The following is a 17917-nucleotide window of genomic DNA, read 5'->3' as shown; positions in this document are numbered from 1 at the left end:
TCATGCCGTGCGGCGCAGTATCAGCAGATGGCGTTGGCCTTGGCAACCGGGTACGGCCAAGGCGTGTTCGCTATCGAGGTGGAAGTCTGCCGGCAATGCTAACAGCTCGTCGCTTGGATGGACGCCCTTCATTGCCAGCCAGCGGGTGTCACGGTCGCCCAGGTGGCGAGTCCAGTTGCTGAAGTTGTCCATGCTGCTGAAGGCCCGGGAAACAATTCCGTTGAAAGGCTGTTCAGGCGTGAAGGCTTCGACGCGACTGTGGATAACTTGCAGGTTATCCAACTTGAGTTCGAGTTTGACCTGGGTCAGGAAGCGGGTTTTCTTGCCGTTGCTGTCCAGGCAGGTCACTTGCGACTCGGGAAACAGGATGGCCAGGGGAATGCCCGGCATGCCGCCGCCACTGCCGACGTCGAGCCAGCGGCCGTTTTCGATAAACGGCATCACACTCAAGCTGTCGAGCAAATGACGCGAAACCATTTCGTCCGGATCGCGCACTGCGGTCAGGTTGTAAGCCTTGTTCCATTTGATCAACAGGGCCAGGTAGCCCAACAGCAATTCGTGCTGGGCCGGGGTCAGGTCGACACCCAACTGGCGCGCACCTGTGGATAACTCTTCGGCATGTTGTGAGGTGACAGACGAACTCAAGCGCTTTGCTCCAACTGACGGCCCGCGCCGCGTTTTTTCAAATGAATCATCAACAGCGAAATGGCTGCCGGGGTCACACCGGGGATACGCGAAGCCTGGCCCAGGGTTTCCGGGCGAGTTATCCCCAGCTTGCTTTGGATTTCTTTCGACAGCCCGGAAATCCCGGTGTAGTCGATGTCCACAGGCAGCTTGGTATCTTCGCTGGCGCGCAGACGAGCGATTTCGTCCTGCTGACGGTCAATGTAACCGGCGTATTTGGTCTTGATCTCGACTTGCTCGGCGACCTGTGGATCTTCTGCGCCACCGCCCGTCACTTCGACCAGACCAGCGTAGTCGATTTCCGGACGGGAAAGCAGGTTCAGCAGGTTGTACTCGTGGGTCAGCGGCGTGCCGAATTTTTCGGCAATTGCGTCGCCCTGCTCGGTACCCGGGCGAACCCAGGTACTTTTCAGACGCTGTTCTTCCAGCGCAATGCTTTCGCGTTTTTTACAGAAGGCTTCCCAACGCGCGTCATCGACCAGGCCCAGCTCGCGACCTTTTTCGGTCAGGCGCAGGTCGGCGTTGTCTTCGCGCAGGATCAGACGGTATTCCGCCCGGGACGTGAACATCCGGTACGGTTCCTGGGTACCGAGGGTAATCAGGTCGTCAACCAGCACGCCGATGTATGCCTCATCGCGACGCGGGCACCAGCTGTCTTTGCCCTGCGCGCGCAGCGCAGCGTTGGTTCCGGCCAGCAAACCCTGGGCGCCGGCTTCTTCGTAACCGGTGGTGCCGTTGATTTGGCCGGCGAAGAACAGGCCGCCGATGACTTTGGTTTCGAGGCTGTACTTGAGGTCACGCGGGTCGAAGTAGTCGTACTCGATGGCGTAGCCCGGACGCACGATGTGTGCGTTTTCCATGCCGCGAATCGATTGCACGATCTGGATCTGCACGTCGAAAGGCAGCGAAGTGGAAATGCCGTTCGGGTAAAGCTCGTGGGTAGTCAAACCTTCGGGCTCGATGAAGACCTGATGGCTTTCCTTGTCGGCAAAGCGGTGGATCTTGTCTTCGATCGACGGGCAATAACGCGGGCCGATGCCTTCGATCACCCCGGAATACATCGGCGAACGGTCGAGGTTCGCAGCAATGATTTCGTGGGTACGGGCATTGGTATGGGTAATCCAGCAGCTCACCTGTTTCGGATGCTGCTCTTTGGAGCCCATGAACGACATCACAGGTATCGGCGTATCACCGGCTTGTTCGGTCATCACCGAGAAATCCACAGAACGCCCGTCGATACGCGGCGGGGTCCCGGTTTTCAGGCGACCGACACGCAGCGGCAATTCACGCAGGCGTTTTGCCAGGGCAATCGACGGCGGATCACCGGCGCGACCACCGGAATAGTTCTGCATACCGATGTGGATAAGTCCGCCCAGGAACGTACCAGTGGTCAACACCACGGATTCTGCGAAGAAACGTAGGCCCATCTGGGTGACAACACCGCGCACCTGGTCCTGCTCGACGATCAGGTCGTCCGCGGCCTGTTGAAATATCCACAGGTTCGCCTGGTTCTCCAGGGTTTCGCGCACGGCCGCCTTGTACAGGATGCGGTCGGCTTGTGCCCGGGTAGCACGCACGGCCGGGCCTTTGCGGCTGTTGAGCACGCGAAATTGAATACCACCCTTGTCGGTAGCCATGGCCATCACGCCGCCGAGGGCGTCGATTTCTTTGACCAAGTGGCTTTTGCCGATCCCGCCAATGGCGGGGTTGCAACTCATGGCACCGAGGGTTTCCACGTTGTGCGTAAGCAACAGGGTTTTTACGCCCATACGTGCTGACGCCAGTGCTGCCTCGGTACCGGCATGACCGCCGCCGATGACGATCACTTCAAAACGGGAAGGGAAATCCACCACGCACCTCGTGCCTGCTTATGTAGGTAATCAGGAATTGTCTGTTGAAAGAGATTTAGAGCTTTGGCGGCAAGTATAGGGACTTAGCCCTTCCTAAAGAACCCTTTGCACAAAATTTAACCAGCTGTGGATGAATCACAGACAATAGAAATTAAAAGAGAGAAATTTATTAAATCTTTGTTTTTATGTTTATTTCTACTGAGCCACATTTCTGTGGATAGATCTCTACAGGCCTTTATTTACTTTGTGTACAGCGATTCAAAAGTCTGTGGTCATGTGCCAATGAGGCCGTTGGATAAGTGCTTTAAGCCTGTGGATTAAACAGGTGGTTATCCACAGATGGGTTTATCTTCAGTTTTCAGGCCCTGTTATCAACTGGGCACAGGGGCGGTTATTCACAGGGCTTAATCCACAGAAACAGACGAATCGCGGCATATTTGGCGCATGGGGAAGCCACCGAAATCTTTCGATTCGATGAGAGTTCTGGAAAAAGAGACCTATTGTGAGAAACCATAGTGCAGTTAATAATAGCGATTATCATTAACCTGCCCTGTCGCGCCCTATGTCCCCTCCTTCACACATGGCCGCCGTCCAACACATCTACGAGCAGCACCACTCGTGGTTGCAGGGATGGCTCAAAGGCAAATTGCATAACGCCTGCGATGCGGCCGACGTGGCACACGATACGTTCGTGCGTATTCTGGGTGGACGGCATGCGGCACAGATCCTGGAGCCGCGAGACTATCTGGCGACCATCGCACGGGGCTTGGTGATCGATCGTTATCGCCGCCACGCCATCGAACAGGCCTACAAACAAAGCCTGGCCGAACGCCCTGAAACCTTCGCAATCAGTGAAGAAGACAAGGCAATCATCATCGAAACCCTGGTGGCTGTGGATAAAGCCCTGTCTGGCCTGGGGGAGCGAGCACGTCGGATTTTCATGCTGTCACAAATACAGGGCCTGACTTATCAACAGATCGCCGATCAACTGCAGGTTTCCCTGACCACTGTGAAAAAGCACATGATCCGTGCGCTGACCGAGTGCGCGCTGATCATGGCCAGCCTCTGATGTCCGCCCCCGACCGCAAAGCCTTCGAGGCAGCCGCCAGTTGGTATGTGCAGTTTCAGGCACAGCCGCCGACCCCTAGTGAACGACATGCCTGGCAACAATGGCTCAATGGCGATCCTTCCCACCAGGCCGCGTGGAACCAGATGGAACGGTTACAACGCAGCCTCGGTGCCCTGCCCCAGGACGTTAGCCACCGCGCATTGTCGACCCTCGAACAACGGCGACAGGTGCTCAAGTGGATGCTGGTACTTGGCGGTACGGGGTATGTCGGCTGGAACGTTCAGCAACACACTGACCTGCGGAATATCTGGGCCGACTACCGTACGGCCGTGGGCGGCCGGCGGCGTATCGAACTGGCTGACGGCACACGGATCGATCTCAATACCAGCACCGCCATTGATGTGGCATTCGATGGGCGCCAGCGTTTGATTCGCCTGCGCGAAGGTGAAGTACTTATCAACACCGGCAAGTCGGGTGGGCAGACACCGTTCTATGTTGAAACCCGCCAAGGACGGGTGCAGGCATTGGGGACGCGATTTACCGTGCGCCAACTGGCGGGCTCCACACGAGTCGGTGTGCTGGAGGACAAGGTGAACATCTCGCCTGCGGATCAGCCTGAACACAGTCGATTACTTGGCGCCGGCGAAAGCGCTGACTTCGATCGACAAAATGTCGGACCCAACCAACGCTATCTTCGTGCACAGACCGCTTGGGTCGACGGCCAGTTGGTCGTCTTGGACGCACGGCTCGGTGACGTCATCGACGAACTCGCCCGCTATCGATCCGGTGTCATCAGATGCGATTTGGCCTCGCAACACCTGCGCGTTTCCGGGGCTTTCCGACTGGATGCCACCGACGCAGTGCTGGCTAACCTGCAGGCGACATTGCCGATCCAAGTGAAGTACTTCACCCGGTATTGGGTGTCGGTGCAGCGAATCGGCTGACTGAAAAATAATCCACAAGGGGGTTATCTTTTTTCAATCTGTCGCGGCCCTACAGGTAATTACGACGCAACCTTCAGGGCTTACCCACACATGCGCCTTCCTACCCAGCTTCGCCAGCGACTGTCCCGCCACGGCTTTTCATGCGGTTTACTGTTAAGTACTGCCAGTGCCGTCGGTGTTTTCCTGCCTACCTGTGTGATGGCCGCGAGCGCGACGCAGCACTACAGCATTGCCGCTGGCCCGCTGGATAACGTCTTGAGCCAATTTGCCGCCAGGGCCAATGTCATTCTCTCTTTCTCCCCGCAACAGACTGCGCATTTGCGCAGCCCTGGATTGGATGGGGATTACTCAACAGAACAGGGTTTTGCACTGTTACTCCGCGAATCTGGCCTACAGGCCGTCGCGCAAGCGCCTGACAGTTATGTATTACAAGCCGCGCCGACCGGGGAATTGACGTTGGCGCCTACCACCGTCAGTACTTATCAACAGGGTGGTTTTTATCAGGAGATTGCCGGAGACGTCGGTTACAAAGCGCAAAACAGTCGAATCGGCACCAAGACCAGTACGCCTCTGTCGGAAACGCCGCGTTCTGTATCGGTGGTCACCGGCCAACGTATCAAGGACCAGAAATCCCAGACCCTGACTGAAGTCCTCGGTTATGTACCCGGTATCTTCGCGCCGCCCTTTGCCGCAGGCGATGGTCTGGCGGGTGACCTGTTCTTCATTCGCGGGTTTAACGCCACCGATTACGGCTACGGCTTGCTGCGCGATGGCCTGCGCGTACAAGGCAATCGGTACGACACCACCAGCGAGCCCTATGGCCTGGAGCGTGTGGAAATCTTCCGGGGGCCCTCTTCCCTGCTCTACGGCGAAAACGCCCCCGGCGGCCTGGTGAATCTGGTGAGCAAACATCCAACCGCCACGCCACAGGGCGAGGTGCAACTGGGTTACGGTTCGAATAACCGCCGCCAACTGGGTGTGGATATTTCCGGCCCACTCACTGACGCCGGCAATATCCTGGGGCGCGTGGTGATGCTTGGTCGCAAGTCCGACACCCAGACCGACCATGTGCCAGATGATCGCCTCTACATTGCGCCGTCCCTGACCCTGAATTTCGACGATTACAACACCCTGACGCTGTTGGCCAACTACCAGAAAGACCACACCAACCTGGAACTTGGCCTACCCGCCGCCGGCACTTTGCTGACCAACCCGAATGGGAAATTGTCCAAGCACACCCTGCTCGGCGATCCGGACTGGAACACGTTTGAGCGGGAAGCCTGGAGCACCGGATACGAATTCAGCCACAGCTTCAACGACGAATGGCAGTTCCGCCAGAACTCGCGTTACATGCAGTCACGCATCAACCGTCATGAGACCTGGCCCGGAGAGTTGAACAACCGCGGCTTCGGCACCCAGTTGAACATGAATGCTTACGACCGCTACAACAAGTCGATGGTGTATTCCCTGGATAACCAGTTGGAGGGGAAATTCCAGCTGGGCGACCTGGAAAATACTGTGCTGTTCGGCGCGAGCTACGATCGCACCTCGTTCAACCAGGACTGGGACGCCGGGTTTGCCGGGACCATCAATGTGTATAACCCGGTGTACCTGCGCGAACCGACCACACCGCTCGCCATCCAGAACACCTTGCTGGAACAGCAGATGAAAGGGGTTTATGCACAGATCCAGAGTAAGTATGACCACTGGTTGTTCTTGCTCGGCGGCCGTCAGGACTGGGTCGAAAGTGATTTCCGCGACAAGGTGAAGCCCTCGACCGACTCCAGCACCACGGAACAGAAGTTCACCTACCAGGGTGGCGTGATGTACCAGTTCGACAACGGCCTGACGCCCTATGTCAGCTATTCCACAGCATTCGTACCGGTGCAGCAGATCTCGGTGGCGGGCTCACCGCTCAAGCCGATCACCAGTCGCCAATACGAAGTGGGTGTGAAGTACGAGCCGATTGGCTGGGATACGGCGATGACATTATCGGTGTATGACCTGCGCAAGGAGGACGATACCTACCTCGACTCCACCACCAACACGTACCGCCAGGTGGGTGAAAGCCGTGCCAAAGGTGCCGAGGTCGAGATCAACAGCAACATAACGCCCAACCTCAACGTGACAGCGGCCTACACCTATACCGATGCACGGATTACCAAGGATTTCGCCGGTTCGCTGGTAGAGGGGCGCCAGATGACGGGTGTTCCGCGCAATCAAGCCTCGGTGTGGGGTAAATATCGCGTCCTCGATGGCCAGCTCAAAGGCCTGTCCTTTGGTGGCGGTGTGCGTTACTTCGATAGCGCGTTTTCCTACAGCAAGCCGAGCTTGTACGGCAAGCTCGACCCTGGAAGCGTCACATTGGTGGATGCGGTTGTGGGTTATCAGATCGACCCGCACTGGTCGGTGGACCTGAACGCCAAGAACCTGTTCGACAAGGAATATGTGTCGGGTTGCAACGATGCGGGGCGTTGCTATTGGGGTGACAGCCGTACCTTGCTCGGTACGGTGTCCTATAACTGGTAAACCGCTGTGGATAACTCGGCTATTTGCCGATGCAGAAACTGGAAAAGATCCGTCCCAACAAATCATCGGAGCTGAATGCGCCGGTGATTTCCCCCAACAGCTGCTGCGCCTGGCGTAAATCTTCGGCCAGCAGCTCTCCGGCACCCGCCAGGGTCAACTGCGCGCGACCATGCTCCAACGCCGCGCTTGCATGGCGCAACGCCTCCAGGTGCCTGCGGCGCGCGCTGAAGCTGCTTTCGGAGGTCTGCTCGTAGCCCATGCAGGCCTTGAGATGTTCGCGTAGCAACTCGAGGCCATCACCCGCCGACTTGGCGCTCAAGCTGATAGTGACGTGGCCATCCTCGCTGGTTTCCATGGCAATCGCCTCACCCGTGAGGTCGGCCTTGTTACGGATCAACGTGACCTTGGCCGGGTCCGGTCGCTGTTCGAGGAATTCAGGCCACAGTGCAAAAGGATCCACAGCTTCAGGCGCGGTGGCATCCACAACCAGCAACACGCGGTCTGCTTCACTGATGGCCTTGAGCGCCCGTTCCACGCCGATCTTTTCCACCTGGTCATCGGTATCACGCAAACCGGCAGTGTCGACCACGTGCAACGGCATGCCATCGATGTGGATATGTTCACGCAGGATGTCGCGGGTAGTGCCGGCGATCTCGGTGACGATAGCTGCTTCGCGCCCGGCCAGGGCGTTCAGCAGGCTGGATTTGCCCGCATTCGGGCGCCCCGCGATAACGACCGTCATGCCATCACGCAGCAAGGCGCCCTGCCCGGCTTCGCGCAGCACTGTGGATAACTCTTCACGGACTTTATCCAGCATCGCCAATACGTGGCCATCGGCAAGAAAGTCGATTTCCTCTTCCGGGAAATCAATCGCTGCCTCGACATAGATGCGCAGGCTGATCAATTGCTCGGTCAAGTTATGCACACGCAGGGAAAACGCCCCCTGCAACGAGCGCAGCGCATTGCGCGCCGCCTGTGCAGAACTGGCCTCGATCAAGTCGGCAATCGCCTCGGCCTGGGCCAGGTCGAGCTTGTCATTCAGGAACGCACGCTCGCTGAACTCCCCCGGCCGGGCCAATCGGCAACCCAATTGCAGGCAGCGTTGCAACAGCATGTCCAGCACCACCGGGCCACCGTGGCCCTGCAATTCCAGGACATCCTCGCCGGTGAACGAATTCGGCCCCGGGAAGTAAAGCGCCAGGCCTTCGTCCAACACACTGCTGTCAGCATCCAGGAACGGACCGTAATGGGCATAACGCGGTTTCAGCTCCCGCCCGCTGATGGCTTGGGCCGCCACGCCAGCGAGTGGCCCGGAAATACGCACAATACCGACGCCGCCGCGACCTTGAGCGGTAGCGACAGCAGCGATGGTTTCACGAGGAGCGCTCATCGGCAGGTTCCAGAACAAAAGTGACGGAAAGCAAAACGCCCCACTAGGGGGCGTCTTGAGTGGTTATCCACAGAGTAAATTACGCCTCGGCTTTTTTGGTAGCCGCTTCGATTTTACGCGTGATGTACCACTGTTGAGAGATCGACAATACGTTGTTGACCACCCAGTACAGCACCAGACCAGCTGGGAACCACAGGAAGAAGAAGGTGAAGATGATTGGCATCATTTTCATTACCTTGGCCTGCATCGGGTCCGGCGGAGTCGGGTTCAGACGCTGCTGGATGAACATGGTCGCGCCCATGATGATCGGCAGGATAAAGAACGGGTCTTTGATCGACAGGTCAGTAATCCACAGGATGAACGGCGCCTGACGCATTTCCACGCTTTCCAGCAGAACCCAGTACAGCGACAGGAACACCGGCATCTGTACCAGAATCGGCAAGCAACCACCCAGCGGGTTGATCTTCTCTTTCTTGTACAGCTCCATCATGGCCTGCGACATTTTCTGCCGGTCATCACCATGCTGTTCTTTCAACGCGGCCAGTTTCGGGGCCACGGCACGCATGCGCGCCATCGACTTGTAGCTGGCTGCCGACAGTGGGAAGAAGATCCCCTTGATCAGCATGGTCAAGAAGATGATCGAGAAGCCCCAGTTGCCGACGATGCTGTGGATATGTTGCAGCAGCCAGAAAATCGGCTGGGCAATGAACCACAGGATGCCGTAGTCCACAGTCAGTTCCAGACCTGGGGACAACTCTTTGAGTACAGCCTGGCTTTTCGGCCCGGCGTACAGAGTGGCGCTGGTTTCAGCCTTGGCACCTGGTGCGACGGTCAACGCCGGGCCAGTGTAGCCAATGATGTAGTTGCCTTTGGTGTCCTTGCGCGCTGCGACCAGGTTGTTCTGGCCAGGCTGGGGAATCCACGCGGTCACGAAGTAGTGTTGCAGCCATGCAACCCAGCCACCGTTCACGTTGTAGGTGATCGGCGCCTTTTGCTTGTCTTCGGCTACCTTGTCGATATCTTTCATCGACACTTTTTTGTACGGCTCCGAACTTGTCCACAGGGCAGCGCCCAGGTAAGTCGCGGTGCCAGTCGCGGTGCTGGAAGACGGATCGGAGCTGGCATCACGCTTGAGCTGGGCAAACATCGCACCGGTCCAAGGTTGAGCGCTCTGGTTGTCGATCAGGTAGGTGACAACAATGTCGTACAGGCCACGTTTGAGTGTGAACCGCTTGATGTAGTTGACGCCGTCCTTGCTGAACTTCAAGTCAACGACCAATTGGTCCTGGCCATCGGCCAGTTGATAACTCTTCTTCTCCGAGGAGAAAACCGGACGACCGGTAGCGCTTGCATCGGGACCGTTGGTGCCGATCAAGCCACTTTGAGCCTGGTAAACGCGCTCGCCACCGTTATCGAACAACTGGAATGGAATTTCCGGGTGATCCTGACGGCGTGGGTACAGCGGAAGTGTCAGCTTGGCAACATCGCCACCTTGCGGGTCGATAGCCAGGTCCAATACATCCGTTTTGACCTGGATGAGGTCCGTGCTAGCGGCAACTGGCACTTCGGCAGGGGCATTGGTTTCGCCCGCGGCACGTGGAATGTCATCACTGGCGGCAGTGTTGGTGCCACTCACTGTATCGGGAAGCCCCGCTGGAACAGCATTGGCAGCAACATTCTGAGTCGGCAGGGCAGCTTGGCCGTAGTCCTGGTTCCACTTAAGGACCATGACGTAGGACACGATTGCCAGGGCGACGATCAGGATCGTGCGTTTAATATCCATGATTACTCGGCCATCGAAGAAGAACGGGAGGTAGGGATAGGTGGAACCGGGTCATAACCACCGGCATTCCACGGATGACAGCGACCTAAACGACGAAAGGTCAGCCAGCCACCGCGCAGAAGACCATGATTTTCTATGGCCTCTAACGCGTAGCAGGAACAACTGGGGTAGAAACGACAGTGGTTGGCCATCAGAGGACTAATGGCATAGCGATAAAACTGGATCGGAACGATTGCCAGTTTACGCATCAAGGCTGTCTACCCCTACAGTTTCGGTGCTGACTGCTGGTGCTGGCTTGCTGGTGCGAGCCAAACGTTTCCAGAGCTTGCCGAAATGCTGAATCAATTCGGGGTTTTCTACATCCCCCAAGCCTTTGCGCGCGACGATAACAATATCCCAACCAACCAGAGTGTCCTGGTGGAGGCGAAACGATTCGCGCATCAGACGCTTGAGGCGATTGCGCTCAACGGAGAGCTTTACGCTCTTCTTGCCGATCACCAACCCGAGACGGGGGTGATCCAGATCGTTGTTACGCGCAAGGAGCAGGAGATTTTTCCCCGGAACCTTGCCGGTGGGGGAGTCAAAGACTGCCTTGAAGTGCCGGGGGGTAAGCAGACGCTTTTCCCGACTGAAGTCCTGACTCACCGCAGGTACCGGATTATCAAACTGCCAGACGTGCACGACCTTTGGCGCGACGACGCGACAGGACAGCACGGCCGTTCTTGGTAGCCATGCGAGCACGGAAACCGTGGGTGCGGGCGCGTTTGATGGTGCTTGGTTGGAAAGTACGTTTCATGGCGTTGTTACCTGGTTCGTCCACAACGGGCCGGAATGGCCCCCGTTTTAAGAGACCGGCGATTCTAGAGAAAGCAAGCCTCTAGGTCAATTTCCAACCAGCTTTTCCTTCAATTAGATCTCTATAGGCCAATTCGCCGTTTCTTGTTCGCCAGGCGTTCATGAGCAATGCCATAGATATAAAAATAAAGAAGGAAGTTATTTAAAGCTTTTCTGTAAAGCTTATAAAAGCTAGGCACGCCCTCCTCTGTGGATAACTGCCTCCAGGCCATATTCCACCTGATGTACAGAGAATGACAACACGGGGGAGAAACTGGGCTCTGCCTGTGCTGCACTGTCGGATAAGCTGTGGGTGGAATGGGTTGTTATCCACAGGCCAGTTACCCACAGACTTTCGCCCCCACTTGTACAACGAGCTTAGGCACGCTTATCCACAGAGCTTATGCACAGACCATTGGTCGCATTTTTTGTGCTTAACACGTTGATTTTGGCTGCCCTGTGCGCAACCTACATGTGGATAAGTGGGCGGCTCGCCGCTACAATGGCGGCTGTTTTTGCCTCACCGGCTTTCAACTTAGGGGATATCCGTGTCAGTGGAACTTTGGCAGCAGTGCGTGGAGCTTTTGCGCGAGGAGCTGCCTGCCCAGCAATTCAACACCTGGATCCGTCCGCTACAAGTCGAAGCCGAAGGCGACGAGTTGCGTGTCTACGCACCCAATCGTTTTGTTCTCGACTGGGTCAACGAGAAGTACCTGGGCCGCGTTCTCGAATTGCTCGACGAACATGGCAACGGTGTTGCCCCTGTGCTCTCCTTATTAATAGGAAGCAAGCGCAGCTCCGCGCCTCGCGCTGCACCGAATGCGCCGTTGGCTGCCGCTGCCTCGCAAGCCCAGGCCGTGACGGCACCGCCGGCGCCTGCGCCAGCTCCCGCGCCATCCAAGGCTTCCGCGCAGAAAAGCGCGCCGGAGAACGAAGAGCCGTCACGCGACAGCTTCGACCCGATGGCCGGTGCCAGCTCCCAGCAAGCACCGGTTCGCGCCGAACAGCGCACCGTGCAAGTTGAAGGCGCGCTCAAGCACACCAGCTACCTGAACCGCACCTTCACCTTCGAGAACTTTGTCGAAGGTAAATCCAACCAGCTGGCCCGAGCGGCCGCCTGGCAGGTCGCCGATAACCCCAAGCATGGTTACAACCCGCTCTTCCTTTATGGCGGCGTCGGCTTGGGTAAGACTCACTTGATGCACGCTGTGGGTAACCACCTATTAAAGAAGAACCCGAATGCCAAGGTTGTGTACCTGCACTCGGAGCGCTTCGTGGCTGACATGGTCAAGGCCTTGCAGCTAAACGCCATCAACGAGTTCAAGCGGTTCTACCGTTCCGTTGATGCCTTGCTGATCGATGACATTCAATTCTTCGCACGCAAGGAACGTTCACAGGAAGAGTTTTTCCACACCTTCAACGCCCTGCTCGAAGGCGGCCAACAGGTCATCCTGACCAGTGACCGCTATCCGAAGGAAATCGAAGGCCTGGAAGAACGCTTGAAGTCGCGCTTCGGCTGGGGTCTGACCGTTGCGGTAGAGCCGCCGGAACTGGAAACCCGCGTCGCGATCCTGATGAAAAAGGCCGACCAGGCGAAAGTCGACCTGCCCCACGATGCAGCGTTCTTCATTGCCCAGCGCATTCGCTCCAACGTGCGTGAGCTGGAAGGCGCACTCAAGCGGGTTATCGCGCACTCGCACTTCATGGGTCGCGACATCACCATCGAGCTGATTCGCGAGTCCCTGAAAGACCTGCTGGCCCTGCAAGACAAATTGGTGAGTGTGGATAACATCCAACGCACTGTTGCCGAATACTACAAAATCAAGATTTCCGACCTGTTGTCCAAGCGCCGTTCGCGCTCGGTGGCACGTCCACGGCAAGTGGCCATGGCGCTCTCCAAGGAGCTGACCAACCACAGCCTGCCGGAAATCGGCGATGTATTTGGCGGTCGTGACCACACCACCGTGTTGCACGCGTGCCGCAAAATCAACGAACTCAAGGAATCCGACGCGGATATTCGCGAGGACTACAAGAACCTGCTGCGTACACTGACCACTTGATGACACCAGCGCAGCTTATTAAGGCAAGGGACTAGACCATGCATTTCACCATTCAACGCGAAGCCCTGTTGAAACCCCTGCAACTGGTCGCAGGCGTCGTCGAGCGCCGACAGACCTTGCCGGTGCTTTCCAACGTATTGCTGGTGGTCGAAGGCCAGCAATTGTCCCTGACTGGTACCGACCTTGAAGTCGAACTGGTCGGTCGTGTGCAGTTGGAAGAGCCTGCCGAACCTGGCGAGATCACCGTTCCAGCGCGCAAGCTGATGGACATCTGCAAGAGCCTGCCGAACGACGCGCTGATCGACATCAAGGTTGATGAAGCCAAGTTGGTGGTCAAGGCTGGTCGTAGCCGCTTCACCCTGTCGACCTTGCCAGCCAATGACTTCCCAACCGTGGAAGAAGGCCCGGGCTCGCTGACCTGCAGCCTGGAGCAGAGCAAGCTGCGTCGATTGATCGAGCGCACCAGCTTCGCCATGGCGCAACAGGACGTGCGTTACTACCTCAACGGCATGCTGCTGGAAGTATCCGAAGGCATCATCCGTGCCGTAGCCACCGACGGCCATCGCCTGGCCATGTGCTCGATGAAAGCCGACATCGGCCAGCCGGACCGTCATCAGGTCATCGTGCCGCGCAAGGGTATCCTCGAACTGGCGCGTCTGCTCACTGAGCCGGATGGCAATGTCAGCATCGTGTTGGGCCAACACCACATCCGCGCGACCACCGGCGAGTTCACCTTTACCTCCAAGCTGGTTGACGGCAAGTTCCCGGATTACGAGCGCGTACTGCCCAAGGGCGGTGACAAATTGGTGCTCGGCGACCGCCAGGCGTTGCGTGAAGCCTTCAGCCGCACCGCGATTCTTTCCAACGAAAAGTACCGTGGTATCCGTCTGCAACTGGCCAACGGTCAGCTGAAAATCCAGGCCAACAACCCGGAGCAGGAAGAAGCCGAGGAAGAAGTGGGCGTCGACTACAACGGCGGTTCCCTGGAGATCGGCTTCAACGTGAGCTACTTGCTGGACGTGCTGGGGGTGATGACCACTGAACAGGTTCGCCTGATTCTGTCGGACTCCAACAGCAGTGCCCTTGTGCAGGAATCCGACAACGACGACTCGGCTTACGTTGTTATGCCGATGCGCCTGTAATAGAAGCTAGATGTCCCTCAGTCGCGTCTCGGTCACCGCGGTGCGCAATCTGCACCCGGTGACCTTCTCCCCCTCCCCCCGCATCAATATCCTCCATGGCGCCAACGGCAGTGGCAAAACCAGCGTGCTGGAAGCCATCCACTTGCTGGGGCTTGCCCGTTCCTTTCGCAGTGCCCGCCTGTTGCCGGTGATCCAATACGAGCAACTGGCCTGCACGGTGTTTGGCCAAGTCGAATTGGCTGAAGGGGGACATAGCGCCTTGGGCATATCCCGTGATCGCGGTGGTGAGTTTCAAATCCGTATTGATGGTCAAAATGCGCGTAGCGCAGCACAGCTGGCGGAAATCCTGCCGCTACAATTGATCAACCCAGACAGCTTCCGTTTGCTGGAAGGTGCGCCAAAAATCCGCAGGCAGTTCCTCGATTGGGGAGTGTTCCACGTGGAACCGCGTTTTATGGCCACCTGGCAGCGCTTGCAGAAGGCCCTGCGGCAGCGGAACTCATGGCTGCGGCATGGTACACTTGACGCCGCTTCGCAAGCGGCCTGGGACCGGGAACTGTGCCTGGCCAGCGACGAAATTGATGAATACCGCCGCGCCTATATCAAAGCCTTGAAACCAGTCTTTGAGCAGACCTTGAGTGAGTTGTTGGATCTCGAAGGGCTGACGCTGAGCTACTACCGTGGCTGGGATAAAGAGCGAGAACTGAGTGCCGTACTCGCGACGTCCTTGCAGCGGGACCAGCAAATTGGCCATACCCAGGCCGGCCCCCAACGTGCCGATTTGCGCCTTAGATTAGGCGCTCATAATGCCGCAGACATCTTGTCCCGTGGCCAGCAGAAGTTGGTGGTGTGCGCGCTGCGTATCGCTCAGGGGCATTTGGTTAGCCAAGCCCGACGCGGTCAGTGTATTTATCTGGTGGATGACTTGCCGTCTGAACTCGACGAGCAGCATCGCCGCGCGCTATGCCGCTTGTTGGAAGACTTACGCTGCCAGGTGTTTATCACCTGTGTAGACCACGAATTATTGAGGGAAGGCTGGCAGACGGAAACGCCAGTCGCTTTGTTCCACGTGGAACAGGGCCGTATCACCCAGACCCACGACCATCGGGAGTGAAGGCATGAGCGAAGAAAACACGTACGACTCGACCAGCATTAAAGTGCTGAAAGGTTTGGATGCCGTACGCAAACGTCCCGGTATGTACATTGGCGACACCGATGATGGTAGCGGTCTGCACCACATGGTGTTCGAGGTGGTCGATAACTCCATCGACGAAGCGCTGGCCGGTCACTGCGACGACATCAGCATTATCATCCACCCGGATGAATCCATCACCGTACGCGACAACGGTCGCGGCATTCCGGTCGATGTGCATAAAGAAGAAGGCGTTTCGGCGGCAGAGGTCATCATGACCGTGCTCCACGCCGGCGGTAAGTTCGATGACAACTCCTACAAAGTATCCGGCGGTTTGCACGGTGTAGGCGTATCCGTAGTGAACGCACTGTCCGAAGAACTGATCCTGACCGTTCGCCGCAGCGGCAAGATCTGGGAACAGACCTACATCCACGGCGTTCCGAAAGAACCGATGAAAATTGTCGGCGACAGCGAAACCACTGGTACGCAGATCCACTTCAAGCCATCGGCTGAAACCTTCAAGAATATCCACTTCAGCTGGGACATCCTGGCCAAGCGTATTCGTGAACTGTCCTTCCTCAACTCCGGTGTGGGTATCGTCCTCAAGGATGAGCGCAGCGGCAAGGAAGAGCTGTTCAAGTACGAAGGCGGCCTGCGTGCGTTCGTTGAATACCTGAACACCAACAAGACTGCGGTCAACCAGGTGTTCCACTTCAACATCCAGCGCGAAGACGGCATCGGCGTGGAAATCGCCCTGCAGTGGAACGACAGCTTCAACGAGAACCTGTTGTGCTTCACCAACAACATTCCACAGCGCGACGGCGGTACTCACCTGGTGGGTTTCCGTTCCGCACTGACGCGTAACCTGAACACCTACATCGAAGCCGAAGGCTTGGCCAAGAAGCATAAAGTTGCCACTACCGGTGACGATGCCCGTGAAGGCCTGACCGCGATTATCTCGGTAAAAGTGCCGGACCCTAAGTTCAGCTCCCAGACCAAAGACAAGCTGGTGTCTTCCGAAGTGAAGACCGCAGTGGAACAGGAGATGGGCAAGTACTTCTCCGACTTCCTGCTGGAGAACCCGAACGAAGCCAAGCTGGTCGTCGGCAAGATGATCGACGCAGCACGTGCCCGTGAAGCCGCGCGTAAGGCCCGTGAGATGACCCGCCGCAAAGGCGCGCTGGACATCGCCGGCCTGCCGGGCAAACTGGCGGACTGCCAGGAGAAGGACCCTGCCCTCTCCGAACTGTATCTGGTGGAAGGTGACTCTGCTGGCGGTTCCGCCAAGCAGGGTCGTAACCGTCGCACCCAGGCCATCCTGCCGTTGAAGGGTAAGATCCTCAACGTCGAGAAAGCCCGTTTTGACAAGATGATTTCTTCCCAGGAAGTCGGCACCTTGATCACGGCATTGGGCTGCGGTATTGGCCGTGATGAGTACAACATCGACAAGTTGCGCTACCACAACATCATCATCATGACCGATGCTGACGTCGACGGTTCGCACATCCGCACGCTGCTGCTGACCTTCTTCTTCCGTCAGTTGCCGGAGCTGATCGAGCGCGGCTACATCTACATCGCCCAGCCGCCGTTGTACAAAGTGAAAAAGGGCAAGCAAGAGCAATACATCAAAGACGACGACGCCATGGAAGAGTACATGACGCAGTCGGCCCTGGAAGATGCCAGCTTGCACCTGAACGACGAAGCCCCGGGCATCTCCGGTGAGGCGCTGGAGCGCCTGGTCAACGACTTCCGCATGGTGATGAAGACCCTCAAGCGTTTGTCGCGCCTGTACCCTCAGGAACTGACCGAGCACTTCATCTACCTGCCAGCCGTTAGCCTGGAACAGCTGGGCGATCACGCAGCGATGCAGGATTGGCTGGCCCAGTACGAAGTGCGTCTGCGCACTGTCGAGAAGTCTGGCCTGGTCTACAAGGCCAGCCTGCGCGAAGACCGTGAGCGTAACGTCTGGTTGCCAGAGGTCGAACTGATCTCCCACGGCCTGTCGAACTACGTCACCTTCAACCGCGACTTCTTCGGCAGCAACGACTACAAAACCGTGGTCACACTGGGCGCGCAACTGAGCACCCTGCTGGACGATGGCGCATACATTCAGCGTGGCGAACGCAAGAAGGCAGTCAAGGAATTCAAAGAAGCCCTCGACTGGCTGATGGCCGAAAGCACCAAGCGTCACACTATCCAGCGATACAAAGGTCTGGGCGAAATGAACCCGGATCAGCTGTGGGAAACCACCATGGACCCAAGCCAGCGTCGCATGCTGCGCGTGACCATCGAAGACGCCATTGGCGCAGACCAGATCTTCAACACCCTGATGGGTGATGCGGTCGAACCTCGCCGTGACTTCATCGAAAGCAACGCATTGGCGGTTTCCAACCTGGATTTCTGATCCAGGCTACCGCTAAACCAATAAGGCCAACGCTATGCGTTGGCCTTTTTTATTGGGTAAAACTACGGTTTTTAAAATGCTCCACGTGGAACATCC

Annotated in this window: 14 protein-coding genes; 7 read left to right on the top strand and 7 right to left on the bottom strand. The window is 57.3% G+C overall.

Going from position 1 to position 17917, the window contains the following annotated elements:
* Both rsmG and mnmG read right to left on the bottom strand, forming a co-directional pair.
* On the bottom strand, window positions 1-645 hold the full coding sequence (gene rsmG / locus OPU96_RS11250) for a 16S rRNA (guanine(527)-N(7))-methyltransferase RsmG (RefSeq protein WP_192298126.1): 645 nt from the start codon (window positions 643-645) through the stop codon (window positions 1-3).
* Window positions 642-2534 (bottom strand): tRNA uridine-5-carboxymethylaminomethyl(34) synthesis enzyme MnmG, encoded by a 1893-nt coding sequence (mnmG, locus tag OPU96_RS11245; RefSeq protein WP_192298127.1) that lies wholly within the window; start codon window positions 2532-2534, stop codon window positions 642-644. Before mnmG ends, rsmG begins: the two co-directional genes overlap by 4 nt.
* Before the next feature lie 562 nt (window positions 2535-3096).
* Here mnmG and OPU96_RS11240 point away from each other — a divergent pair.
* From OPU96_RS11240 to OPU96_RS11230, 3 genes are all read left to right on the top strand, one after another.
* Entirely contained in the window at window positions 3097-3603 is a 507-nt protein-coding gene (locus tag OPU96_RS11240) for a sigma-70 family RNA polymerase sigma factor (protein ID WP_192298128.1), read from the top strand.
* Window positions 3603-4547, top strand: coding sequence for a FecR domain-containing protein (locus OPU96_RS11235; RefSeq protein WP_498559084.1), 945 nt, complete (start codon window positions 3603-3605; stop codon window positions 4545-4547). The genes OPU96_RS11240 and OPU96_RS11235 overlap by 1 nt, the downstream gene beginning before the upstream one ends.
* Window positions 4548-4637: 90 nt before the next feature.
* On the top strand, window positions 4638-7076 hold the full coding sequence (locus OPU96_RS11230) for a TonB-dependent siderophore receptor (protein ID WP_498559083.1): 2439 nt from the start codon (window positions 4638-4640) through the stop codon (window positions 7074-7076).
* Between the two features lie 19 nt (window positions 7077-7095).
* Here OPU96_RS11230 and mnmE read toward each other — a convergent pair whose 3' ends face one another.
* The 5 genes from mnmE to rpmH all read right to left on the bottom strand — a co-directional run bounded on the left by mnmE (window position 7096) and on the right by rpmH (window position 11045).
* On the bottom strand, window positions 7096-8466 hold the full coding sequence (gene mnmE, locus OPU96_RS11225) for a tRNA uridine-5-carboxymethylaminomethyl(34) synthesis GTPase MnmE (protein ID WP_192298131.1): 1371 nt from the start codon (window positions 8464-8466) through the stop codon (window positions 7096-7098).
* Window positions 8467-8545: 79 nt separating this feature from the next.
* Window positions 8546-10249, bottom strand: a complete 1704-nt coding sequence (gene yidC / locus OPU96_RS11220) for a membrane protein insertase YidC (RefSeq protein WP_226454759.1) — start codon at window positions 10247-10249, stop codon at window positions 8546-8548.
* Between the two features lie 2 nt (window positions 10250-10251).
* Window positions 10252-10497 (bottom strand): membrane protein insertion efficiency factor YidD, encoded by a 246-nt coding sequence (yidD, locus tag OPU96_RS11215; protein ID WP_192298133.1) that lies wholly within the window; start codon window positions 10495-10497, stop codon window positions 10252-10254.
* Entirely contained in the window at window positions 10490-10894 is a 405-nt protein-coding gene (gene rnpA, locus OPU96_RS11210) for a ribonuclease P protein component (RefSeq protein ID WP_226454760.1), read from the bottom strand. Before rnpA ends, yidD begins: the two co-directional genes overlap by 8 nt.
* A gap of 16 nt (window positions 10895-10910) precedes the next feature.
* On the bottom strand, window positions 10911-11045 hold the full coding sequence (gene rpmH / locus OPU96_RS11205; RefSeq protein WP_003213577.1) for a 50S ribosomal protein L34: 135 nt from the start codon (window positions 11043-11045) through the stop codon (window positions 10911-10913).
* Window positions 11046-11631: 586 nt separating this feature from the next.
* On the opposite strand from rpmH, the gene dnaA reads away from it, so the two are divergent.
* From dnaA to gyrB, 4 genes are read left to right on the top strand one after another with little or no spacing between them, the layout of a single operon-like run.
* Window positions 11632-13143 carry a chromosomal replication initiator protein DnaA gene (gene dnaA / locus OPU96_RS11200; RefSeq protein ID WP_192298135.1) on the top strand — a complete coding sequence of 504 codons (1512 nt, stop codon included), beginning with the start codon at window positions 11632-11634 and terminating at the stop codon, window positions 13141-13143.
* 38 nt (window positions 13144-13181) lie between these two features.
* Complete coding sequence (gene dnaN, locus OPU96_RS11195) at window positions 13182-14285, top strand: DNA polymerase III subunit beta (RefSeq protein WP_122485322.1); 1104 nt, start codon at window positions 13182-13184, stop codon at window positions 14283-14285.
* A 10-nt stretch (window positions 14286-14295) separates the two neighbouring features.
* Window positions 14296-15399 (top strand): DNA replication/repair protein RecF, encoded by a 1104-nt coding sequence (gene recF / locus OPU96_RS11190; protein ID WP_101265038.1) that lies wholly within the window; start codon window positions 14296-14298, stop codon window positions 15397-15399.
* Between the two features lie 4 nt (window positions 15400-15403).
* Complete coding sequence (gene gyrB, locus OPU96_RS11185; RefSeq protein WP_192298136.1) at window positions 15404-17821, top strand: DNA topoisomerase (ATP-hydrolyzing) subunit B; 2418 nt, start codon at window positions 15404-15406, stop codon at window positions 17819-17821.
* Window positions 17822-17917 lie beyond the last annotated feature (96 nt).

Source organism: Pseudomonas sp. RP-B7, from assembly GCF_059803535.1.
Note: the sequence above shows the minus strand (reverse complement) of the source record. Positions and strands in the feature narration are given on the sequence as shown.

Coding starts and splice junctions, on each gene's coding strand:
- OPU96_RS11240 (WP_192298128.1), top strand. CDS start 3,097: ATGTCCCCTCCTTCACACATGGCCGCCGTCCAACACATCTACGAGCAG.
- mnmE (WP_192298131.1), bottom strand. CDS start 8,466: ATGAGCGCTCCTCGTGAAACCATCGCTGCTGTCGCTACCGCTCAAGGT.
- OPU96_RS11235 (WP_498559084.1), top strand. CDS start 3,603: ATGTCCGCCCCCGACCGCAAAGCCTTCGAGGCAGCCGCCAGTTGGTAT.
- yidD (WP_192298133.1), bottom strand. CDS start 10,497: ATGCGTAAACTGGCAATCGTTCCGATCCAGTTTTATCGCTATGCCATT.
- recF (WP_101265038.1), top strand. CDS start 14,296: ATGTCCCTCAGTCGCGTCTCGGTCACCGCGGTGCGCAATCTGCACCCG.
- yidC (WP_226454759.1), bottom strand. CDS start 10,249: ATGGATATTAAACGCACGATCCTGATCGTCGCCCTGGCAATCGTGTCC.
- gyrB (WP_192298136.1), top strand. CDS start 15,404: ATGAGCGAAGAAAACACGTACGACTCGACCAGCATTAAAGTGCTGAAA.
- dnaN (WP_122485322.1), top strand. CDS start 13,182: ATGCATTTCACCATTCAACGCGAAGCCCTGTTGAAACCCCTGCAACTG.
- OPU96_RS11230 (WP_498559083.1), top strand. CDS start 4,638: ATGCGCCTTCCTACCCAGCTTCGCCAGCGACTGTCCCGCCACGGCTTT.
- rpmH (WP_003213577.1), bottom strand. CDS start 11,045: ATGAAACGTACTTTCCAACCAAGCACCATCAAACGCGCCCGCACCCAC.